This window comes from Thermoplasmata archaeon (genome assembly GCA_038729465.1).
Lineage (GTDB): Archaea > Thermoplasmatota > Thermoplasmata > Thermoplasmatales > ARK-15 > JAVRLB01.
On sequence record JAVYRZ010000005.1, the window covers coordinates 49,331 to 67,436 of the forward strand.

Annotated in this window: 14 protein-coding genes; 6 read left to right on the forward strand and 8 right to left on the reverse strand. The window is 35.8% G+C overall.

What is annotated here, in order from left to right:
* Positions 1-7: 7 nt before the first annotated feature.
* Positions 8-1,216, reverse strand: coding sequence for a phosphopyruvate hydratase (gene eno, locus QXQ25_02825; GenBank protein MEM0160641.1), 1,209 nt, complete (start codon positions 1,214-1,216; stop codon positions 8-10).
* A 138-nt stretch (positions 1,217-1,354) separates the two neighbouring features.
* Between eno and QXQ25_02830 the strand changes: the two genes are divergently transcribed.
* Complete coding sequence (locus tag QXQ25_02830) at positions 1,355-1,711, forward strand: hypothetical protein (protein ID MEM0160642.1); 357 nt, start codon at positions 1,355-1,357, stop codon at positions 1,709-1,711.
* 40 nt (positions 1,712-1,751) lie between these two features.
* Positions 1,752-2,234, forward strand: coding sequence for a cytidine/deoxycytidylate deaminase family protein (locus tag QXQ25_02835; protein ID MEM0160643.1), 483 nt, complete (start codon positions 1,752-1,754; stop codon positions 2,232-2,234).
* Here QXQ25_02835 and QXQ25_02840 read toward each other — a convergent pair.
* The 3 genes from QXQ25_02840 to gatD form a co-directional block, all read right to left on the reverse strand.
* Positions 2,231-4,021, reverse strand: coding sequence for a PINc/VapC family ATPase (locus QXQ25_02840; GenBank protein MEM0160644.1), 1,791 nt, complete (start codon positions 4,019-4,021; stop codon positions 2,231-2,233). The two genes, QXQ25_02835 and QXQ25_02840, sit on opposite strands and share 4 nt — an antisense overlap.
* Before the next feature lie 337 nt (positions 4,022-4,358).
* The gene (gene gatE / locus QXQ25_02845) at positions 4,359-6,203 is read right to left on the reverse strand and encodes a Glu-tRNA(Gln) amidotransferase subunit GatE (protein ID MEM0160645.1); all 1,845 of its coding nucleotides are present in this window, start codon (positions 6,201-6,203) and stop codon (positions 4,359-4,361) included.
* Between the two features lie 6 nt (positions 6,204-6,209).
* Positions 6,210-7,472 carry a Glu-tRNA(Gln) amidotransferase subunit GatD gene (gatD, locus tag QXQ25_02850; GenBank protein ID MEM0160646.1) on the reverse strand — a complete coding sequence of 421 codons (1,263 nt, stop codon included), beginning with the start codon at positions 7,470-7,472 and terminating at the stop codon, positions 6,210-6,212.
* A gap of 59 nt (positions 7,473-7,531) precedes the next feature.
* On the opposite strand from gatD, the gene tmk reads away from it, so the two are divergent.
* The 3 genes from tmk (at position 7,532) to QXQ25_02865 (ending at position 10,250) form a co-directional block, all read left to right on the forward strand.
* The gene (tmk, locus tag QXQ25_02855; GenBank protein ID MEM0160647.1) at positions 7,532-8,122 is read left to right on the forward strand and encodes a dTMP kinase; all 591 of its coding nucleotides are present in this window, start codon (positions 7,532-7,534) and stop codon (positions 8,120-8,122) included.
* 27 nt (positions 8,123-8,149) lie between these two features.
* Complete coding sequence (locus tag QXQ25_02860) at positions 8,150-9,238, forward strand: Xaa-Pro peptidase family protein (GenBank protein MEM0160648.1); 1,089 nt, start codon at positions 8,150-8,152, stop codon at positions 9,236-9,238.
* Positions 9,239-9,323: 85 nt separating this feature from the next.
* The gene (locus tag QXQ25_02865; protein ID MEM0160649.1) at positions 9,324-10,250 is read left to right on the forward strand and encodes a branched-chain amino acid transaminase; all 927 of its coding nucleotides are present in this window, start codon (positions 9,324-9,326) and stop codon (positions 10,248-10,250) included.
* A 40-nt stretch (positions 10,251-10,290) separates the two neighbouring features.
* Here QXQ25_02865 and QXQ25_02870 read toward each other — a convergent pair whose 3' ends face one another.
* Positions 10,291-10,656 (reverse strand): class II SORL domain-containing protein, encoded by a 366-nt coding sequence (locus QXQ25_02870; GenBank protein ID MEM0160650.1) that lies wholly within the window; start codon positions 10,654-10,656, stop codon positions 10,291-10,293.
* A 195-nt stretch (positions 10,657-10,851) separates the two neighbouring features.
* Here QXQ25_02870 and QXQ25_02875 point away from each other — a divergent pair, with 195 nt between their 5' ends.
* Positions 10,852-11,124, forward strand: a complete 273-nt coding sequence (locus QXQ25_02875; GenBank protein MEM0160651.1) for an acylphosphatase — start codon at positions 10,852-10,854, stop codon at positions 11,122-11,124.
* An 82-nt stretch (positions 11,125-11,206) separates the two neighbouring features.
* Here QXQ25_02875 and QXQ25_02880 read toward each other — a convergent pair whose 3' ends face one another.
* The 3 genes from QXQ25_02880 to QXQ25_02890 all read right to left on the reverse strand — a co-directional run bounded on the left by QXQ25_02880 (position 11,207) and on the right by QXQ25_02890 (position 18,038).
* Positions 11,207-12,301, reverse strand: a complete 1,095-nt coding sequence (locus tag QXQ25_02880; protein ID MEM0160652.1) for a GTP-binding protein — start codon at positions 12,299-12,301, stop codon at positions 11,207-11,209.
* A gap of 83 nt (positions 12,302-12,384) precedes the next feature.
* Entirely contained in the window at positions 12,385-17,586 is a 5,202-nt protein-coding gene (locus QXQ25_02885) for an ATP-dependent helicase (protein ID MEM0160653.1), read from the reverse strand.
* 68 nt (positions 17,587-17,654) lie between these two features.
* Complete coding sequence (locus tag QXQ25_02890; protein ID MEM0160654.1) at positions 17,655-18,038, reverse strand: molybdenum cofactor biosynthesis protein MoaE; 384 nt, start codon at positions 18,036-18,038, stop codon at positions 17,655-17,657.
* Positions 18,039-18,106 lie beyond the last annotated feature (68 nt).

Genomic DNA, 18,106 nt, shown 5'->3' on the forward strand with positions numbered 1-18,106 from the left:
AGTTTATTCAGTCCTCCAAATCTTCTTCTATCCTTATCAGTTCATTATACTTTGCAGTTCTCTCCCCGCCAATAGTTCCTGCTTTAATATACTCTATGTTCAGACCTACTGCCAGATGGGAGATCGTGCTATCTTCAGTTTCTCCACTGCGGTGTGATATCACTGCAGTATAATTATTTTCTTTTGCCAACTTCACAGTATCAATCATGTCTGTAAGCGTGCCAATCTGATTCGGCTTGATTAACACTGCATTTGCAGCACCTAGCTCTATTCCTTTGCTGAGCCTCTCTTTGTTGGTTACGAATAAATCATCACCAACGATAAGTGCGTTATCACCTATCTTTTCAGTTAATTTTGCAAAGCCATCAAAATCATTTTCATCCATAGGATCTTCTACAAAATATACATTGTAATCTTCCACAATTTTGGCTACAAATTCAATCTGTTCTTCTGCACTCAATATCTTATCTTTATACACATACTTGCCATTTTTATAAAACTCAGATGCTGCTAAATCTATGCCTACAAATATGTCAATTCCATATTCTCTCGAAACTTCTTTAGTTGCCTTACTCAAGAGCTCTAATGCATCCAGATCATCCATTGCAGCAACCCATGCTTTTTCATCACCTAACCCTAGAGGAATGTTAGGAAACTTGGATTTCAGTAAACTTCCTACGTTTTTATGAACTTGTATGTTTGCAAATATTGATTCATTGAAAGTCTTGCCAAAAGCGATGGATAAAAATTCCTGCATCACAGTCCCTCCAATAGCATGTTTTCCTCCACCAATAATATTGCTGACAGGAGTTGGTAAATAATCTGCATTCATACCTCCTAAATATTTGTATAATGGCAGGTTCAGACTGTCTGCTGCAGCTTTTGCATTTGCGAGAGATATTGCAACGGCAACGTTTCCACCAATGTTTGAAAAGTTGGTGGTGCCATCAAGCTCATGCAATAATAAATCAACCTTGCTCTGATTTAAACTATCCATTCCTACCAGTTCTGGAACAAGTTTTTCTTTGAATATTGTAATACCTTCATCTATCCCTTTAAGAGGATAGTCTTTTACTTCAAATGCTCCTTTGCTCGCGCCACTTGGGGCAATAGCCCTGCCAAATCCACCACTAGTGGTCATGATATCTACTTCTACCGTTGGATTACCGCGAGAATCTATGACTTTCCTGATTTTTGCATCTTCGATAAATGTCATATTTTTACACCTATATTAAAAAGGAATATAAACTTTGTATTTAAAATCTTTTTCATAGTCACATAAAATTTTTGTTAGATAGCACAATTTTTAAATAATATCAAAATATGTAGCCTCTACCTATTGGAGGGGAGATAAATGAACAAAGGAATTCTTTTAGGTATATTTGCGATATTGTTTATAAGCACTATATTTTATGGAACCGGCAGTGCAATGGGATTGTCTATAAATACTCACGTGCCTATATTGGCTACAAATGCAACACAAGCACTATCAAACATGCTCGGAAGATTGACATATACTGTAAATATTATTGCAGGATCTATCATAGGCGTGGTCTGGATCTATGAAGCATTATTTTTAATTCTGCATAAAGATGATAAAGAAGGACTGCTAAAATTTAAAAGAGATCTGCCAGTTATGGTTCTTGCTACAATCATAATATTTGGGGCAGCAACGATCGTAAATGTGCTATCATGGATCGGCCAAGGATGATAGAAGAGATAATATATAAGAACTACATATATCAAAAATCGTGATAAACAGACCTAGCTGGGACGAATACTTTATGCGAATGGCATACTTGGTAGGAAGCAGATCTACATGTACTAGAAGAAAAGTGGGTGCAGTAATAGTCAAAGATAAAAGATTGCTCTCTTCAGGATACAACGGTCCTCCTTCTGGCCTTGCACATTGTGATGTTACTGGCTGCATAAGAGAAGAACTGAACGTGAACTCTGGAGAAAGACACGAACTTTGCAGAGGTCTTCATGCGGAACAAAACGCCATTATACAGGCTGCAGTTTACGGAGTAAGCGTAAAAGATTCGATTATCTATGTGACCAACCATCCTTGCGTAGTGTGCGCAAAAATGATTATCAATGCAGGAATTAAAGAGATTGTTTATGCAAACGGCTATCCTGACGACCTGGCAAAACTTATATTGATAGAAAGCACTGTTAAAACAAGGCAGTATGAAATTGAAGATAAATATTTTGAAAAATTTTCAGAAATCTAGATTGTCTCAAAGTACAGCTCTTTTCCATCTTTTAACTTTGTGATTATCAGGTTCGCATTGTCCGTATTTTCACGTACTTTGATAGTTCCTTCTTTTGAACATTTGGCAGTAAATAAATATTCATCCTCCGCGAAAATCTGGCCTGAAAGATCTTTAAAGTCTTCGCCTGCATAAAGATAAATATGATTTTTCTTTTTTTGAATCAATAATTTGCACTTTTTACCCTCTATCTTCATGCCCTTTACATCAATGTGCAAACCGAGCAGATTCTCTAGATAATTAACATTTTTTCCATTCTTGCCTATTATGGTAGGAATATAATCTTCCCTCACATACAATTTTATCTGTGACTCTCCAACCATCTCAACCTTGAATTTTTCGTCTGGAATTACAGTTTTTAATTGTCTTTCCAGCTCTTTTTCTGCTAATGATAAAACCTTGTTTTTACGCTCTTCTACAGGAACCACCACAATCTGCTCTCCGTATGTATATATCTCGTACTCCAGCTTATTGGTATAAAAATCTAAAACTTCGATCACAGGCCTTGCCAGATCCTGCTCTAGCATACCGCTCGGAACTTTTACCTTATATTCAATAATATATATTTTCCCTATTTTGCCATTTTCAATGTGTATTATCGTATCTACTAATTGCGGTATTACGCCAAGCTCTACCCTGCCAATCAGTCTCTGCACTGCATCTATAGCTCTGCTGGCATGCGCAACACCGACCATGCCCACACCCGCCATTCTGAGATCTGCATAGATTTTGAAATCATAGGAGGTTCGCATCTCGTCAAATATTGTATAGTCCGGCCTTACTAACAATAATATATCTCCTGTTTTCTCCATATCCCCTTCCAGCGCAGTATACCTTGTGATCTCGTTAGACAACAATAGATCCCTGGGCTTTTCCATTGTTTTCACAACCTTGTTTTCAAAAAGATACATTTCTGCCAGGGCCTGGACAAACGTGGATTTACCAGCACCTGGTGCACCTGAAACCAGTATGCCCTCAGCACGTTTCTTGAGCCTCGAAAACAATTTATCATCAATATTGTAATCTTCAATCATTAACTTTACTGTTGGCTTAACAGCCGTGATCTCTGAAACCTCTGAAAATGGTGGTCTAGTAATTACAATTCTGTACTCTCTTAACTGTATTACAGTAGCACCTTTTAAATCTAGGTCTATGAGTGAAGATTTGTCGGTTCTGGCTCTCTCTATTATGTCTCTCGCAATATCGTTTAATTCCTGTTCTGAAATCGGCTCTTTTCTGAGTTTTACAAGCTCTGTGTTTCCAGGTCTTCCTTTTTTTGCAATAGGTATTGTACCTGTTTTTAAGTGAACGCTCATAGTACCCGAATCAAAAAAATCCTCAATCTTTGAAGTAATAGTTTTCTCAACTTCAAAAAATATGGCTTTTACACCTCTCAGTTTAGCGATACTGTACTGTATAAAATCGGAGGTTATCAAGGTGCCTTCTGTCTCTAACGCTATGGTCCTGATAATATTATCAATTTCTCCAGACTTAGCTTTCTCAATCTGCCATTTATCAGGCCTTTTCCCATAAAATGAAATTTCTATGTTGCGATCTTTCGCAAATTTTATGATTTTCTCAAGCTCAGAAATAGCTGTAAATCCGATCATTAAACCCCGATTTGCCTGTGCTTCTATCTCAGAAATTACAGCCTCGGGTATAATGAGCATAACATCACTCTTATCCCTTATGAATTCATAGAATCTGCCGTTAATTATTACTGACGTATCAGGTATGTATTTTTCCATAATCTCAATATTCAATATAATCTATTTTAACTTTGCGAGCGAGAATTTTCGTTTCGCAAGATGGATTGTGAAAGTGAGCGAAAGATTACAATGTATAAAGCACCATGATGGGAACATGATCAGTTATATTCGGGAAAGTTCACAGATCATTGTTCTGAACAATATGCTGGAACTGTGACATGAACTCTAAAACGCAATGCACTATCCGAGTATGCAATATAGGGCTGAAAAAAGTAAGGAGGGCACTCAGAAACTCACGCACTTGATTTGAGAAGTACCAGAAATGGCAAAATCAGGCGTTGAAACTGTAATCATCATGCGTTGCTGGGGAAGTAATTCACAGTATCTGTTTAGAAAACTTGGACAGCTCCTCTTTTAGAATTAAGCTAACTTTCTTGCCATCATATTTACCCCTTATCTTATTCATGACAACACCCATAATAGTTGAAAATGCATTTTCTCCTTTCTCCTCTATCAAAGCCCTGTTTTTCTGAAGGATATCTTTTATGATTTCTCGAACTTTATCTTCACTGTACATATCCAACTGTCCCAGTATGTCAGATACATTCTTGTGTTCTGTAATCTTTGATCTCAGTATGTCAGGTATCGCCTCTTTAGCAATTTTTTTATCCGCCAGAGCTCTGAAAATAGAGAGCAGGTCAACATCATTGACAGATTCAACAGATAATCCCTCATTTTCCAGTTCTGGGAGCGTGCTTAAAAGAGTTCCGGCAATTATAGAATGCTGATCATAAACACTTGCCAAGCTGCAAAAAAGCTCATCTTGTCCATTGTTTATTATTTGCTCAGCCACCTGTTTTGATATTTTATATGAATTCAAAAAACGAGACACTTTGTCATCATATTGCTCTGGCAAATTGTTTTTGATATACTCTATTTTTTCCGGCAATACAGGTATCGGTGGCACATCAGTCTCTGGATACATTCTTTCTTTTCCGGGTAAAGGTCTCAAATACTCAGTTGTACCATCATCTTTCGGCCCTCGCGTCTCCCCCGTCACTCCTTCTATAGCCTTGTTTATGCGATCATAAATTTCGGTTAAAGCCAGTTTTGCACGATCTTCTTTCTCACAGATCAATATGAATGCATCCTCCGCACCAAGACCAAATACCTTTTTCAGGCTGTTTACTTCGGTTTCTGTTATGCCGTAAGCTGGTAACTCGTCAGAATGAAATATGCCTTTTATGCCAAACACTTTTACATGTTCAGCAAGCTCTTTACCAAACCTGAACTTTTCAGATTTTAACAGTCCTGCAAAAAATGGAACTTTGAACCCCATAACTTTTGCATCTGTTTTAATAGAATCTTTTATGATTTTTGATGCTGTATTTTTGAAAATATCCGATACATTCAGTATATTCAATTCAAATTTACTGAATTTTCTGGCTATTAATTCACTTTTCAACAATGACAGATTTTGCTGTCTTTTAATTTCGTTTTCCACAACCTTCTGGATAAGCTTCAGTTGCGACACTCCTTTCACTTCCACGCGTGATCCGTCCGTAGAAATGTTAATATCCTGCCTTATTGTTCCTAACCCTCTCTTCACAGTGCTTATAGATCTCAATATATTGCCAATTTTTTGGGCAACTTCTTTTACCTGCAATCCATTAGTCATATCTGGTCCAGTAGAGATTTCGATTAGCGGTATTCCTAATCTGTCTAACCGGTATACAACAGTACCCTCTTTTTCGCTGATTTTCCTTGCAGACTCTTCTTCCAGGCAGACTGAACTAATAGATATTTTCGAGCCATTGGCCATTATGTATCCGTCTTTTCCTACCAGCGCAGTTCTCTGAAATCCGCTAGTGTTCGAGCCATCTATTACAATTTTTCTCATAAACTGAATCTCGTCTATGATCACGCAATTTAAGAGTGTAGATACCATTAATGCAGTATCTAGAGCATCACTGTTTACTTTATGAGGCGGCTCTTCATCCGCTTCTACCAAGCATGAATTTTCAGTGAGTTCATAAGTAAACACTCTTTTTCGCTTAACCTCCTCTAAGGCTGCTATATCAACATTGCCGGATTCTCCCAGTGCTGCTCTTAACTCTCTCTTAATGGTCCCTAAAACAGTTTCTGACAAATAGCTTTCACAATCGCAAAACAGTTTTTTTGTATTTAATTGCTGATGTATTTCCAATCCTATCTTAACCATTCTAAATCACCATAAAACTCTTTTTTCAGACATTTCAAACCTCAGATTTTTAGTCATTAGCTGTCTCGCTTCTTCTTTTGAATAATTTCCTAAAAGCCACATCATTTTCACAAATGCAGTTTCTGGCAATGTATCTCCTAACGGTATCACGCCTGCTTTAATTAGCTCTCTACCTGATGAGTAAACGTTCATGTTTACAGATCCTGCTAGGCATTGAGAGGTCATGCCTATAAGCTTTCCAGAGTCTGTGAGCTCTTTTATCTCCTCGATCAGATATGTGCCCACATGGCCAAGCCCAGTTCCCATAAATATTATTCCGTCTACGCGCTCACCTATGATTTTCAAGTGCTCTATATCAAATCCTGGATAATAGTAAAGTATAGAGACCTTATCATCCATCTTCTCATATGCTTCTATATTCTTATCTACTTTCATTTTATATTCTTTTAAAAATTCTACATGATCTCCTCTGATCCTTGCAATTGGATGCCCGTTTATACTCTTAAATGCATCTCTTCTAGATGTGTGCATTTTTCTAACTCTTACACCTCTATGCACCACACTATAATCATCAGATGGTGATTCATGCATGGTAACTGCCACTTCTCCCAAATTAGTATCCATCAATGCTGCTGCACTTAACAGATTCTGGTAGGCGTCACTGCTTGGACGATCTGAAGATCTCTGTGCACCGACCAATGATACAGGTCCAGATAAATCTGGAATCATAAATGAGAGCGCTGCAGCAGTATAGGACATAGTATCCGTTCCGTGCGGTATGATTACTCCCTTTGCGCCATGATTCAACTCTGAAACGATCTCTTTTGCCAGAGTTTGCCAGTATGGAATTTTCATGTCTTCGCTAAGTATTGAAAATATTATGCGCGAGTTGATACGATGTTTTTCAGACAGTTCAGGCACCGAAATTAACAGTTCTTCCTGAGTTTCGGCAGGATGAACTGCACCACTCTTATAATCAATATAACTAGCGATTGTGCCACCGGTGCCCAGTATGGAAATATAGTTGTCTTTAAAATGTACCTTTTTCTTGGCCTCTCTCTTTTCTTTCTTTTCACTTTTTTCTAATACTTTAATATTTTCTAATGATGAAAACTTGACCCCGATATTATAGCCATTGTCAAGTTTTAAAATAATAATATCTGGAGAACTGAAAATATTGTTAGGCATTACAAAGCCTCTGAAAGTACCTTTGTCAGTCAATATTTCAATATAGTCACCAACTTCAAAATCATCAATTTTGTTGCTCATTAATAAAACAGTATGTAAAACAATAAAATTAATGTTATGGTATATCTTCTCTTATTATCATGTTCATTTCATTCGAAGGAATTGATGGCACTGGAAAGACTACGTTTGCAAAATATACTAAAAAATATCTTGAAAGCTCTGGAAAAAAAGTGTATTTTACATATGAGCCTACAGATTCTCTGGTCAATGTTAAAATCCTGATCGAGAAAAAATTGGACCCTTTTACTCAGGCACTACTTTTCATGGCAGACAGAGTTGAACACATTAAAAAGATTAGAGAGCATTTGCAGAAGAATGAGGTTGTGATAATTGATAGATATGTAGATTCTACATTTGCTTATCAAGGCAGTCTTTTAGAGCCTTTATTTAAAAGCAAGAAAAAAGCTTATGAGTATTTAGATCATATTTATGATCCATTTCGTTTAGATCCAGACCTAACATTTTTGTTTATAGTAGACCCTAAACTCGGGACTAACAGGGTTGCAAAAAGAACAGTTAAAGAATACTTTGAAAACATGGAAACTCTGGATAAAGTACAGGATTTCTATCTGTATCTGTCTAAATGCAGAGACTTCATAGTAATAGATTCAAATAGAGATCTGGACACTGTATGGATGGAATTGAAAAAGCACCTAGAATCCAAATTATAAAATAGCTAAAATGTATTTCACTTCCCGGTGAGAAAATTGAATAAGATACAGGAGTTAGTTAAAAATACCGGTGTGGATGAAATATTGATATACAACGGTGGAGAACCGTCTTTAGAACTGAACTTTTTTTACTTAACACAACTTTTTGACAGTGGCTTGTTTGAAGAGTCTTACTTGATAGGAAGTTCAGATGAAAGCACAATATTAACATCTAGACTTGAAGAGTTCAGCGCTAAAAAAAGCGGTTTAAATGTATCAGTCTATAAAGATAGCAAGGAGAGAAATGCAAAAATTAGCGAGCTAACAAAAAAAGCAGGAAAAATTGGAATAAACATGGATTATTTCAGTGTTTCGGCGTTCAATAAACTTAAGGAGAATTTAAAAGACAAAGAGTTTGTGGATATATCAAAGGCAATACAAGAATTAAGAATGGTCAAAGACACAAAAGAGCTCAATATTCTAAGAGAAGCTGCAAAGATTGCATCAGAGTCTGTGGAATCTATCTTAAAAGATCTAAAGGAAGGAGTTAAAGAATACGAAATTGCAGCGTTACTGACTTATACAATGCTCAAAAATGGAGCATCAGACAACGCTTTCACACCAATTATCGCGTTCGGCAAAAACAGTGCTGAACCTCACTATTTTGCAGGTGCGGTAAAACTGAAAAAAGGCGATTTTGTATTAATGGATTTTGGAGCAAGGTACAAGAAATATAATTCTGACATCACTAGAACCTATGTGTTTGGCAGGGCAAACGATGCTCAGAAAGAAATGTATGAAACTGTGCTAACTGCCCAAAAAATTGGCATTGAAAATGCCAGGGCTGGTAGAAGCGGAAAGGATATTGATGGTGCAGTAAGAAATTACATAGACAGCACTAAATATAAGGGTCTGTTCATACATTCGCTAGGGCACGGCATAGGGCTGGCTACGCACGATCATCCTGGCTTTGCGCCTGGATATGAGTTGCAAACAAAAGAAAATATGGTGATCACGGTCGAACCTGGTGTGTATCAGTCAGGATTTGGCGGAGTAAGAATTGAAGATGATGTAATATTAAAGCAAGGTGGCTGCGAAGTGATTACCACCGCCAATAAAGATCTAAGAGAACTTTAGAAATAATTCCTTTTTTATTTTTTTGTTAATAAAGTTTATTAATATTAAATCATTATCAGTAATAACTACTTTTTGAGGTGTTTGTATGATAGATTCTGTATATGAGAATTTGAATTTGAAGATCTGGCTGGACGGTAAAATTATGGATTACAGCTCAGCTAAAGTTCCTATTTTAACACATTCATTGCAGTATGGTAGCGGTATTTTTGAGGGGATCAGAGCTTATGAAACTTCTATGGGTACAGAAATATTCAGGTTGAATGAACATATCAAACGCTTTTTTGAAACTGCCAAAATTTATAACATGGATCTGCATTATTCTCAAGATGAAATCAGAGAGGCAATTATAGCGGTTATTAGAGCAAATAAATTAAATGCAGCATATATCCGCCCGTTCGCATTTTATGGTAGCGATGCAATAGGCTTAAATGTTACTAATAAGAAAGTGAGTGTTTACATTGCTGCAGTGCCGTTTGGAAAATATTTGAGCACTGGAGATCATGGAGTTAAATGTAAAGTTTCATCATGGCGCAGAATTAACTCAGATATTTTACCAGTTCAGGCTAAATCGAGCGGTAATTATATCAATTCTATCATAGCAAGTATAGAAGCCAAAAATGCAGGATTTGATGAGGCAGTTTTACTATCAGATAACGGGTATGTGGCTGAAGGCCCTGGAGAAAATATATTTATTGTTAAAAACGGATCGCTGTTAACGCCAGACATCAATGCAAATATATTAATGGGCATTACGAGAGATACTGTAATGCAACTTGCTAGGTCAATGAACATACCTGTAACTGCAAGAAATATTCATAGAGAAGAGCTTTATACTGCAGACGAAGCTTTTTTCAGCGGAACAGCGGCTGAGATCACTCCTATCATAAATGTAGATAATATAAAGGTCGGAGATGGAACTGTGGGAGTAATAACAAAACAGATAATGGATCTATATTTAGATACAGTTCATGGAAAAATAGAGAAATTTAAAAACTGGCTAACTATAGTTTAGGAACATAGATTTGCATAATTAAAAAATAAAAGAAATTGTTTTATTCTATTTCAATTTCTACAGAGTTTTCCCAGACACCGTGAACATTGCAGTATTCAAGCACATAAAGCGTTGTTTTTTTCTCGATTTTCATTCTAAATGTCACATTTGGGTCTGCGAAAGTTGGGCCCATGTCGAAAGTAGCAACATGTACCGGATTGTATGGTCTTCCATCTATCTGGGCATAAACCTGTATCCATTTGATATGATGTTCTATCAGATTTGGGTGTGGTACATCCTTTCCGACAGTCACATTCACTGTAAAAAACTGCCCTGCCTTAACTTTTTTCGGTGCGTCTATAATTGGCACATGTTTCTCTTTTCCTTCTTTTTCAGGAGAAACTATTACATCTCCAAATTTTTTCATTTTTTAAACACCTCTTTTTTCAATAAATCATTATTCATACCATATTAAAAACTTTACTATTTTTTTATTTAATAATGAAAAGATATGTTGCAGCTATTCAAAATAGGTATTTAAATGAGCAAAGCGTTAAGAATAGAGAGAATAACAGTTCAAAAATAGAAAGATTTTTACACAACTTTCACTTTATAATAGTTGATGATAAAAAGAGCACATGTTTACTTTTCAGGATTAGTACAGGGTATATTCTTCAGAGCATTCGTCCGCGATGAAGCCAAAAGACTAAGCTTAAATGGCTGGGTCAGAAATTTAGAGGACGGAAGAGTAGAGGCGGTGTTTGAGGGTACAGAACCTACTATAAATACAATATTAGAATTATGTCAAACTGAACATCCTAGAGCTCGAATAAGCAAAATGGATATAAAATGGGAAAATCCTGAAAACTTAAAAGGGTTTAAAATACTTTACTAACTATAAGAGTTTCATACTTTCTAGTGTTATGGATAGTTGAAGTTGAAAAATTTTAATCTGCAAATAATAGTTTTTAGTCAGTTTACAGGTTCAAAAAAATAGAAACAAGATCTCCATCCTGCAGCACATGCTCTAAGCCAACACGTTGCTGTGTAAATTTTACACTTTTTCCTGTTACGAGCGCAAACTTAAACTTTTTAATAAAATCTTTGTGGATCGCTCTACATAACATTTCTACATTAGTACCCTTCTTAACGACCATGGTTTCCAGCGGCTTATTTTGCGGTTTTAAATATATCTTTATAAAGTTTAGTGCTCGAAAAAGCTGTTCTTTTAGATCATCTAACCCTATATTTGACTCAGCAGATATTTTAACAAAAGCCAAATTGGAGGGTATGGTAGCTATGATCTCTCTTAACTTAGCCTCTCTTACTAAGTCAATCTTATTTAATACTACCAGCGCTGGCAGATAAACTCTATTCTCGCTCAGATAATCTATAAGCTGGTCTACTGATGCATCTTCTCTAAATATTATACTCGCATTTGCGATTCTATATTCTTTTAATATTATCTCGATCAAGGGCGCGCTCAATTTTGTAAGTTTTACTGTTGAATTGAGGTCTATGCCACCCTTGCTTTTTTTAGTTAATACTATGTTTGGTGGGTTTGTGTTCAATCTTATCCCAGATTCATACAGCTCATCCAGGATAGGTTTAACCTGATAATGTTCAGTGTCTACAACTATCAAGATCAGGTCTGAGTTGCGCGCAACACTGATAACTTCTCTGCCTCGACCTTTTCCCTTTGAAGCACCGATTATGATTCCTGGCATGTCCAAAAGCTGTAATTTTGCGCCATTGTATTCCATTATCCCAGGTATTATAGTAAGCGTCGTAAAATCGTAGGCTGCAGTCTCACTTTTTGCGTTTGTGATCTTGTTCAAAATTGTGCTTTTTCCAACGCTCGGATATCCTACAATAGCTACTGTAGCATTACCAGATTTCTTAACAGCATATCCTTCTCCGCCAGTTCTGGCACTTCTACGCTTTTCCTGTTCTCTCTTCAATTTTGCAAGTTTAGCTTTTAATCTCCCTATGTGAAATTCTGTGGCTTTGTTATACTGTGTTTTACGAATCTCTGCCTCAATTTCTGCAATTTGATCGTCTATTAAACTCATAATTTTATTGTGAGATTATAAATAACTTAATATTAACTTTTTTCAAAATCTGATATAAATAAACAGTATCTGTGAAAATTTGACTATGTAACTCTCAATCCTACTTTGTTCATTACACCCTTAACTATGTTCCTGTATTTTACAGCAGCCTCGAAACTGATGATCTTGATCTCGTTCTTCTTTTTAGAGGCTTTAAAGTATCCTGCAAGAACGCTATTATCATATATTAAGTACGCATTTTTTATTTTTTTCTGCTTTAAATCTTCAGCTAAAAACCGGTACAAAATATCCTGCGGAGACAAAATAAAAAATCCTTTGAGGTCAATGGCTCCCATTAACTTAAAATCTTCTTTTAAGAGCCAGTAAAGCTCATCATTTACAAATATTTTTATTATCAAGCCTTCACGTTCAAGAGTTTTCAAAAATTCAAAAATCAAGCTGGTGCTAACCAATCTTTCAACAAGCACCTTGATTTTCTGAACGTTTAATGCTCCAAATGCTTCAAACAGCTTTTTGACAAGCAAATATTGTGAAAAATAAGAATCTCGATCTTTTTCTATCACTATATACGTATTTTTATCACTTTTTGCAATGTAGTTCTCTTTAAAAAGCTCTTCTAATATGTTTTTTGTAATCTCTGCCCCTAAAGGCGATTCTTCAAGCAGATTGGATTCTGTATAGTATGGGTTTCTTTTTATCAAGTTTAAAACTACAGCTTTCTGTTTTGTTAGTTTTCCACCTTTTACATTTTTTAAAAGCTCTAGAGTCTCTTTGCTGCAGTAAGCAATAGTATCCGGTATGGTATAGCCTAAATAAAAGATTCTGTTTTTCAAATATTTTTCGCCAGCGCTTACAGTATTGCATCTAGCTATACTTTCTAAATCTGATCTTATTCCCAGATTCATTGCTTCAATTTCATTTACAGATCGTTTATATCCACCTAACCCCTGCTTATAAAAAATATAGGAGTACAGATCTTTATATTCAAACTTTTTTTCGTATAAGGTGCCATAATAATAAACATCATTCAGTTTTTTAAACCCGAAATTTAGTAATGAATTCATATTCTCAGGATCTATTTGTTTTCTGAGAATCAGCAGATCTTGATTCTTGAATTTTAGATACTTATCCAGCACTTTTAAACTTTCATCAAACTGCTTTTTTTCAGATACTGTTATATCTTCTATCTCTGAATATGAGGCTCGATCATTAATTTTTAATGCGGCTATAATCTTACCATCATTTACCATAAAATAGTTAAAATCGTAGCCAAAATCAGAAAAAATCTCACTGTAATATGGCAGTAAATATGGGTCATGGAGATCCATCAACACAGTTTCAGAAACGTTTTTATCCAAAATGTTCTCTCCTTTTGAATAATAGTATTTTACTTTATCCAGCTCCAAGTTTTCAACAGTTAGATTATCCAAAATCTGCTGCAGCTCATACTTCTCCATGCCAGTAATGTTTTCAAGGTCATACACGTTCAATGGTCCAAGTCTGGTTATGATGTTATATATTAGATCAGATTTAGTGCTATAGTCTTCAATGCCTAAACTCACATAATTCAAAGTTTTATTATTTTCTTCAAATTCTTCAAATTTCCTGCCAACCTTCAAATTTTCATCAAGCACATTTAACAATTTTCTCACAATTCTAGAATCCTCGTTTAAATACCTGGATATCGTTTGAGCATTGGCATTGTCTAATGAATTAATTGCCTGCAAAACCTTCGCTTCTTGACTATTAACATTATATGCCTTGATATTGAACAAGGCTGCAAGATCGATAGTAGTGTAACATAGCCTATTTTTCAAGAACTTTGCATATGCTATTCTGTTATTTATTCTTAATATTTTCCAATCTTCAAAGCTGTCTACTCTTAAAAATACAGAGTATGAACTATCTGCAAACAGGTATTTATCAAAATAATCAAATATGCTATCTACTTTTTTTGTTAATTTGTAAAATCTATATCTTTTAATTGTTTCAAAATCTAGGTGTTTTATGTTTTTTATATTTTCATAGTCTTCAGTAAGCATATATTGATTTTCATAGCCTACCAAAAATCTGCCGTACTTTATGTAATTTTCCTGCAAAAGCCGCTCAAGCAAGGCATCAAATTGATCTGGCGTAAACCCGATCTTGAACAATAATTCATCTTTTGTGAGCGGACCATAAGAACCTAACAACTTGGTAATCAAAAACCTTAAAGATTCTTGATAATCTGCTTTATTCTCAGACCTAACACCCCATAGAATATCTCCATCTTCCATGCCCAATCTGTAAATTAAATTAGAGCGCTCCAAATCTTTTAACTGATCAAAAAACAGGTCTTTTCTCATGTTCAGCTCTTTGATTGCATCTTTTGATTTTTTGTGGTCGAGTACTCTCAACAACTCTGAATACTCTGACTTAGAGTCATGTTGATACAATGCTAAATAATAGGGTAGATACTCATTAATGGTCCATGTGATCTGAGTGGTGTAAATGGTAGTAACCTTCTCTTTTCTCAACAGAGCTATGGCCATGTTTCTTAAAGTCTCATATTTTAAAGTGCTGTGAGAGTAAATGTTTGTGCCTCTCTGCAAAAATAGTTCACTTGCACCTACCAGCTTTAAAAATGATAGTATATCCTCTTCAGTTTCTATAGCTTTGAATTTTGAGTTGAAATAATTAGTAACCTGCTCGGGATCAAAGGTTGCATATAACTGCTCTTTTGGTAATACCCTCTCTAAAACCTTCATATGTATCTCTTTCAACAGCGCGTTGCGGTCTTCCATCAAAACTATGTCTGAAATGCTTGCTAAAATTATGCTGTTTGAAAATATGCTTGGAGTTTCAGAATAGGGTTTTAATACAATGCTGATCTTTCCAGATTCTATACGCTCTAAAACCTCTTTTGCATGAGGCAGGTCCATTGCTATATTAAAAATCTCATTATATGTTTCATCAACAATCGGAAAATCTTTAATTTCTCTTAAAATATCCAGTATTTTATCACTTCTAAGCTGCTGTCTCGCCACCGATATGCTCGCAGATTTATATCTTCTTAAAACCATGAACGATCGTGCTGCACAGTGACGAAACCTTTGTTTGTAAAGCTCGGTGCTGTTTAAGGCAGATTTCAATATTTCGTCCAGGTATTTACTTTTTACAAGCATTGGTATATCGTCAAGATCTATTTTCTTGCTTGTAGTGATCATAAAAGCATCGTCTGTAATGGATAATCTGACATTGGTACTGTATTTTCCCGATATTGCATAAGCATAGGCCCTTGAAAGCGCATCGTTTACTCTCCTTCCAAAAGGATAGTGAAATATTATGTTTGATTTTTTGGAGTTGTCTATGTACCCTTCAATCAACAATCTTTTATCTGTGGGTACAGTTTCAAGCATCTGCTCTTTAATGTATGTTATTATACTTTTGGCACCATACTCATCTACATGCGTAGTATCGATCAGATATTGAACTGGATTTTCACCATTTTTCAACATCTGTGAAAGCTCGTCTCGGAACTTGCCTACTTCAATGCTCAGATCATAGCTTCTGGGCAACATCTCTCCGGTCCATGAGGGAACTGTAGGCTTCTTTCCTGCTGCATTTTTAACATACACTTTCGAACCTCTAGTTTTCTGAAACTCATATGATTTGGCTCCTAATACAAAAATATCACCACTTTTCAAACGTTCAACAAACTTTTCACTTAACATGCCGAGCGGTACGTTTCTTTCATCAAATACTGTATAATCTGCCTCTTCTGGAATAGTTCCCATGTTCATAAAATAGATCATTCTCGTACTTCTTTTCTTTCCGAACTTATTTTGCTCTTCATCATACCATATTTTCGAATAAAAAGGCTCACCGTATGTTTTGCCAGATAGATAATTTATTACGTTCATGAAATCTTTTCGATCCAGCTCACTATAACAGTATGATCTTTTTATCAGCTTATACGCGTTGTCCAAATCCCATACATTTTCAAGGCTCATGCCCACTATTACCTGCGACAGCACGTCCAGAGAATTTTTCGGCGTGAATATTCGGTCTAGTTTATTGTCATAAGCTTGCTTTACAAGCACTGCGCATTCTATCAGATCATCATTATCAAACACCACAAATCTCCCTTTTGCTACAGATCCATAAGCATGCCCGCTTCTGCCAACTCTCTGCAATCCTTTAGAAATGCTCTTTGGTGACCCGATCTGAACTACTATGTCTATGTACCCGATATCAATACCGAGCTCTAATGAAGTAGACGTGATCACACATTTTAATTTTCCCTGCTTTAAAGACTCTTCTACGTTTATTCTTGTAATTTTTCCCAGCGATGAATGATGCACTTCTAATGAATCTATGCCTCGCTGTTTTAATTTTATGGCCACATGCTCACTGCCACTTCTGGTATTTGTGAAAATTAAGGTGGTTTTGTGAGTGTTAATTATGTTTTCAAGAATATCATACATCTTCTCGTTTGCTATTTCATAAGGAACTGCATTCAGGTCAGGAACTGGTGTAATAACTTTCAAATCTAATGATTTTCGGGTCTCTACTTCTGAAATATACACTTTTCTCAATTGCCCATCTCTGTATCCAACTAGGTACTTTGCCATCTCTTCAATCGGAGACTGCGTGGCAGATAACCCGATCCTTACAAATTCTCCTGCATATTCTGCAAGGCGCTCGAGGTTCAGTGACAGCATCACACCTCTCTTAGAAGATGAAAGTTCATGGATTTCATCAACGATCACATATCTCACATTTCTGAATTTCTCTCTGAATTTTAGTGAGGAAAGTACCATTCCCAGAGATTCGGGAGTGGTGATGAATATGTTTGGTGGCTTTTTTAACATTTTCTGACGCACGCTGGTTGGAGTATCGCCAGATCTGACCCCCACCGTGATTTTTGGCAAATTTAAATTTTCTTTTTTGCCGAGCTCATAGATCTCATTTAACGGCACTTCTAAGTTTCTGTGAATATCGTTAGCAAGTGCTTTCAGTGGTGAAATATATACACAGTATACCTGATCTTCCAGCTTTTCTTGTTTTGCAAGCAAAAATAATTCATTGATTATAGTCAAAAATCCAGTAAGCGTCTTTCCTGAACCAGTGGGTGCAGAGATCAAAACATTTTTACCGCTGTGTATATACTTTACTGCATATGCCTGCGGCTCAGTAAGTGTGCTGTATTTTGAGTTAAACCAGTCCTTTACTATTGGATCAAATAAAGATAGTAACTCTTCTTTGCTCGTAGATTTATTAATATATCTTATCTCATTAGCCATTAAACAAATCGTCAAATGAAGTAATCTCAAATATTAAAAGTTATCTATGCGAAATTTGTAACATTATTTTATAGAATCTCTTTTTTCCAGATAGGAACACTCTTTTTAATTTCGTCAATAACGAAACTGCAGGCTTTGAAAGCATCTTCTCGATGTGATGCAGTAACAACAATTCCGACCACGTTTTCCTGCGGGGATATGGATCCAATTCTATGAATCACTGATATGTCCAGTATATCAAATTTGCTTTTAGCACTATCCACTATTTTGTTTAGCTCTAACATCGCCATCTCTCTGTAGCACTCATAATCTAAGCGCTGAATATTCTTGTTTTCGTCTAATTTTCGCACAATGCCGGTAAAAGTTACTATTGCACCTGTTTTATCATCTTTCAAGCTCTGCAACAAGGCTTCGATCGAAAAGTTTTTTTCTGTGATATCTACAATACCCATAATAATTGAAAATAAAATCTGCAATATTAGGTTTTTTGTTGCAACGAACATTACGAAAATTTTAAATT

Coding starts and splice junctions, on each gene's coding strand:
- eno (MEM0160641.1), bottom strand. CDS start 1,216: ATGACATTTATCGAAGATGCAAAAATCAGGAAAGTCATAGATTCTCGC.
- QXQ25_02830 (MEM0160642.1), top strand. CDS start 1,355: ATGAACAAAGGAATTCTTTTAGGTATATTTGCGATATTGTTTATAAGC.
- QXQ25_02840 (MEM0160644.1), bottom strand. CDS start 4,021: ATGGAAAAATACATACCTGATACGTCAGTAATAATTAACGGCAGATTC.
- gatE (MEM0160645.1), bottom strand. CDS start 6,203: ATGGTTAAGATAGGATTGGAAATACATCAGCAATTAAATACAAAAAAA.
- gatD (MEM0160646.1), bottom strand. CDS start 7,472: ATGAGCAACAAAATTGATGATTTTGAAGTTGGTGACTATATTGAAATA.
- tmk (MEM0160647.1), top strand. CDS start 7,532: ATGTTCATTTCATTCGAAGGAATTGATGGCACTGGAAAGACTACGTTT.
- QXQ25_02865 (MEM0160649.1), top strand. CDS start 9,324: ATGATAGATTCTGTATATGAGAATTTGAATTTGAAGATCTGGCTGGAC.
- QXQ25_02870 (MEM0160650.1), bottom strand. CDS start 10,656: ATGAAAAAATTTGGAGATGTAATAGTTTCTCCTGAAAAAGAAGGAAAA.
- QXQ25_02875 (MEM0160651.1), top strand. CDS start 10,852: ATGATAAAAAGAGCACATGTTTACTTTTCAGGATTAGTACAGGGTATA.
- QXQ25_02880 (MEM0160652.1), bottom strand. CDS start 12,301: ATGAGTTTAATAGACGATCAAATTGCAGAAATTGAGGCAGAGATTCGT.
- QXQ25_02885 (MEM0160653.1), bottom strand. CDS start 17,586: ATGGCTAATGAGATAAGATATATTAATAAATCTACGAGCAAAGAAGAG.
- QXQ25_02890 (MEM0160654.1), bottom strand. CDS start 18,038: ATGGGTATTGTAGATATCACAGAAAAAAACTTTTCGATCGAAGCCTTG.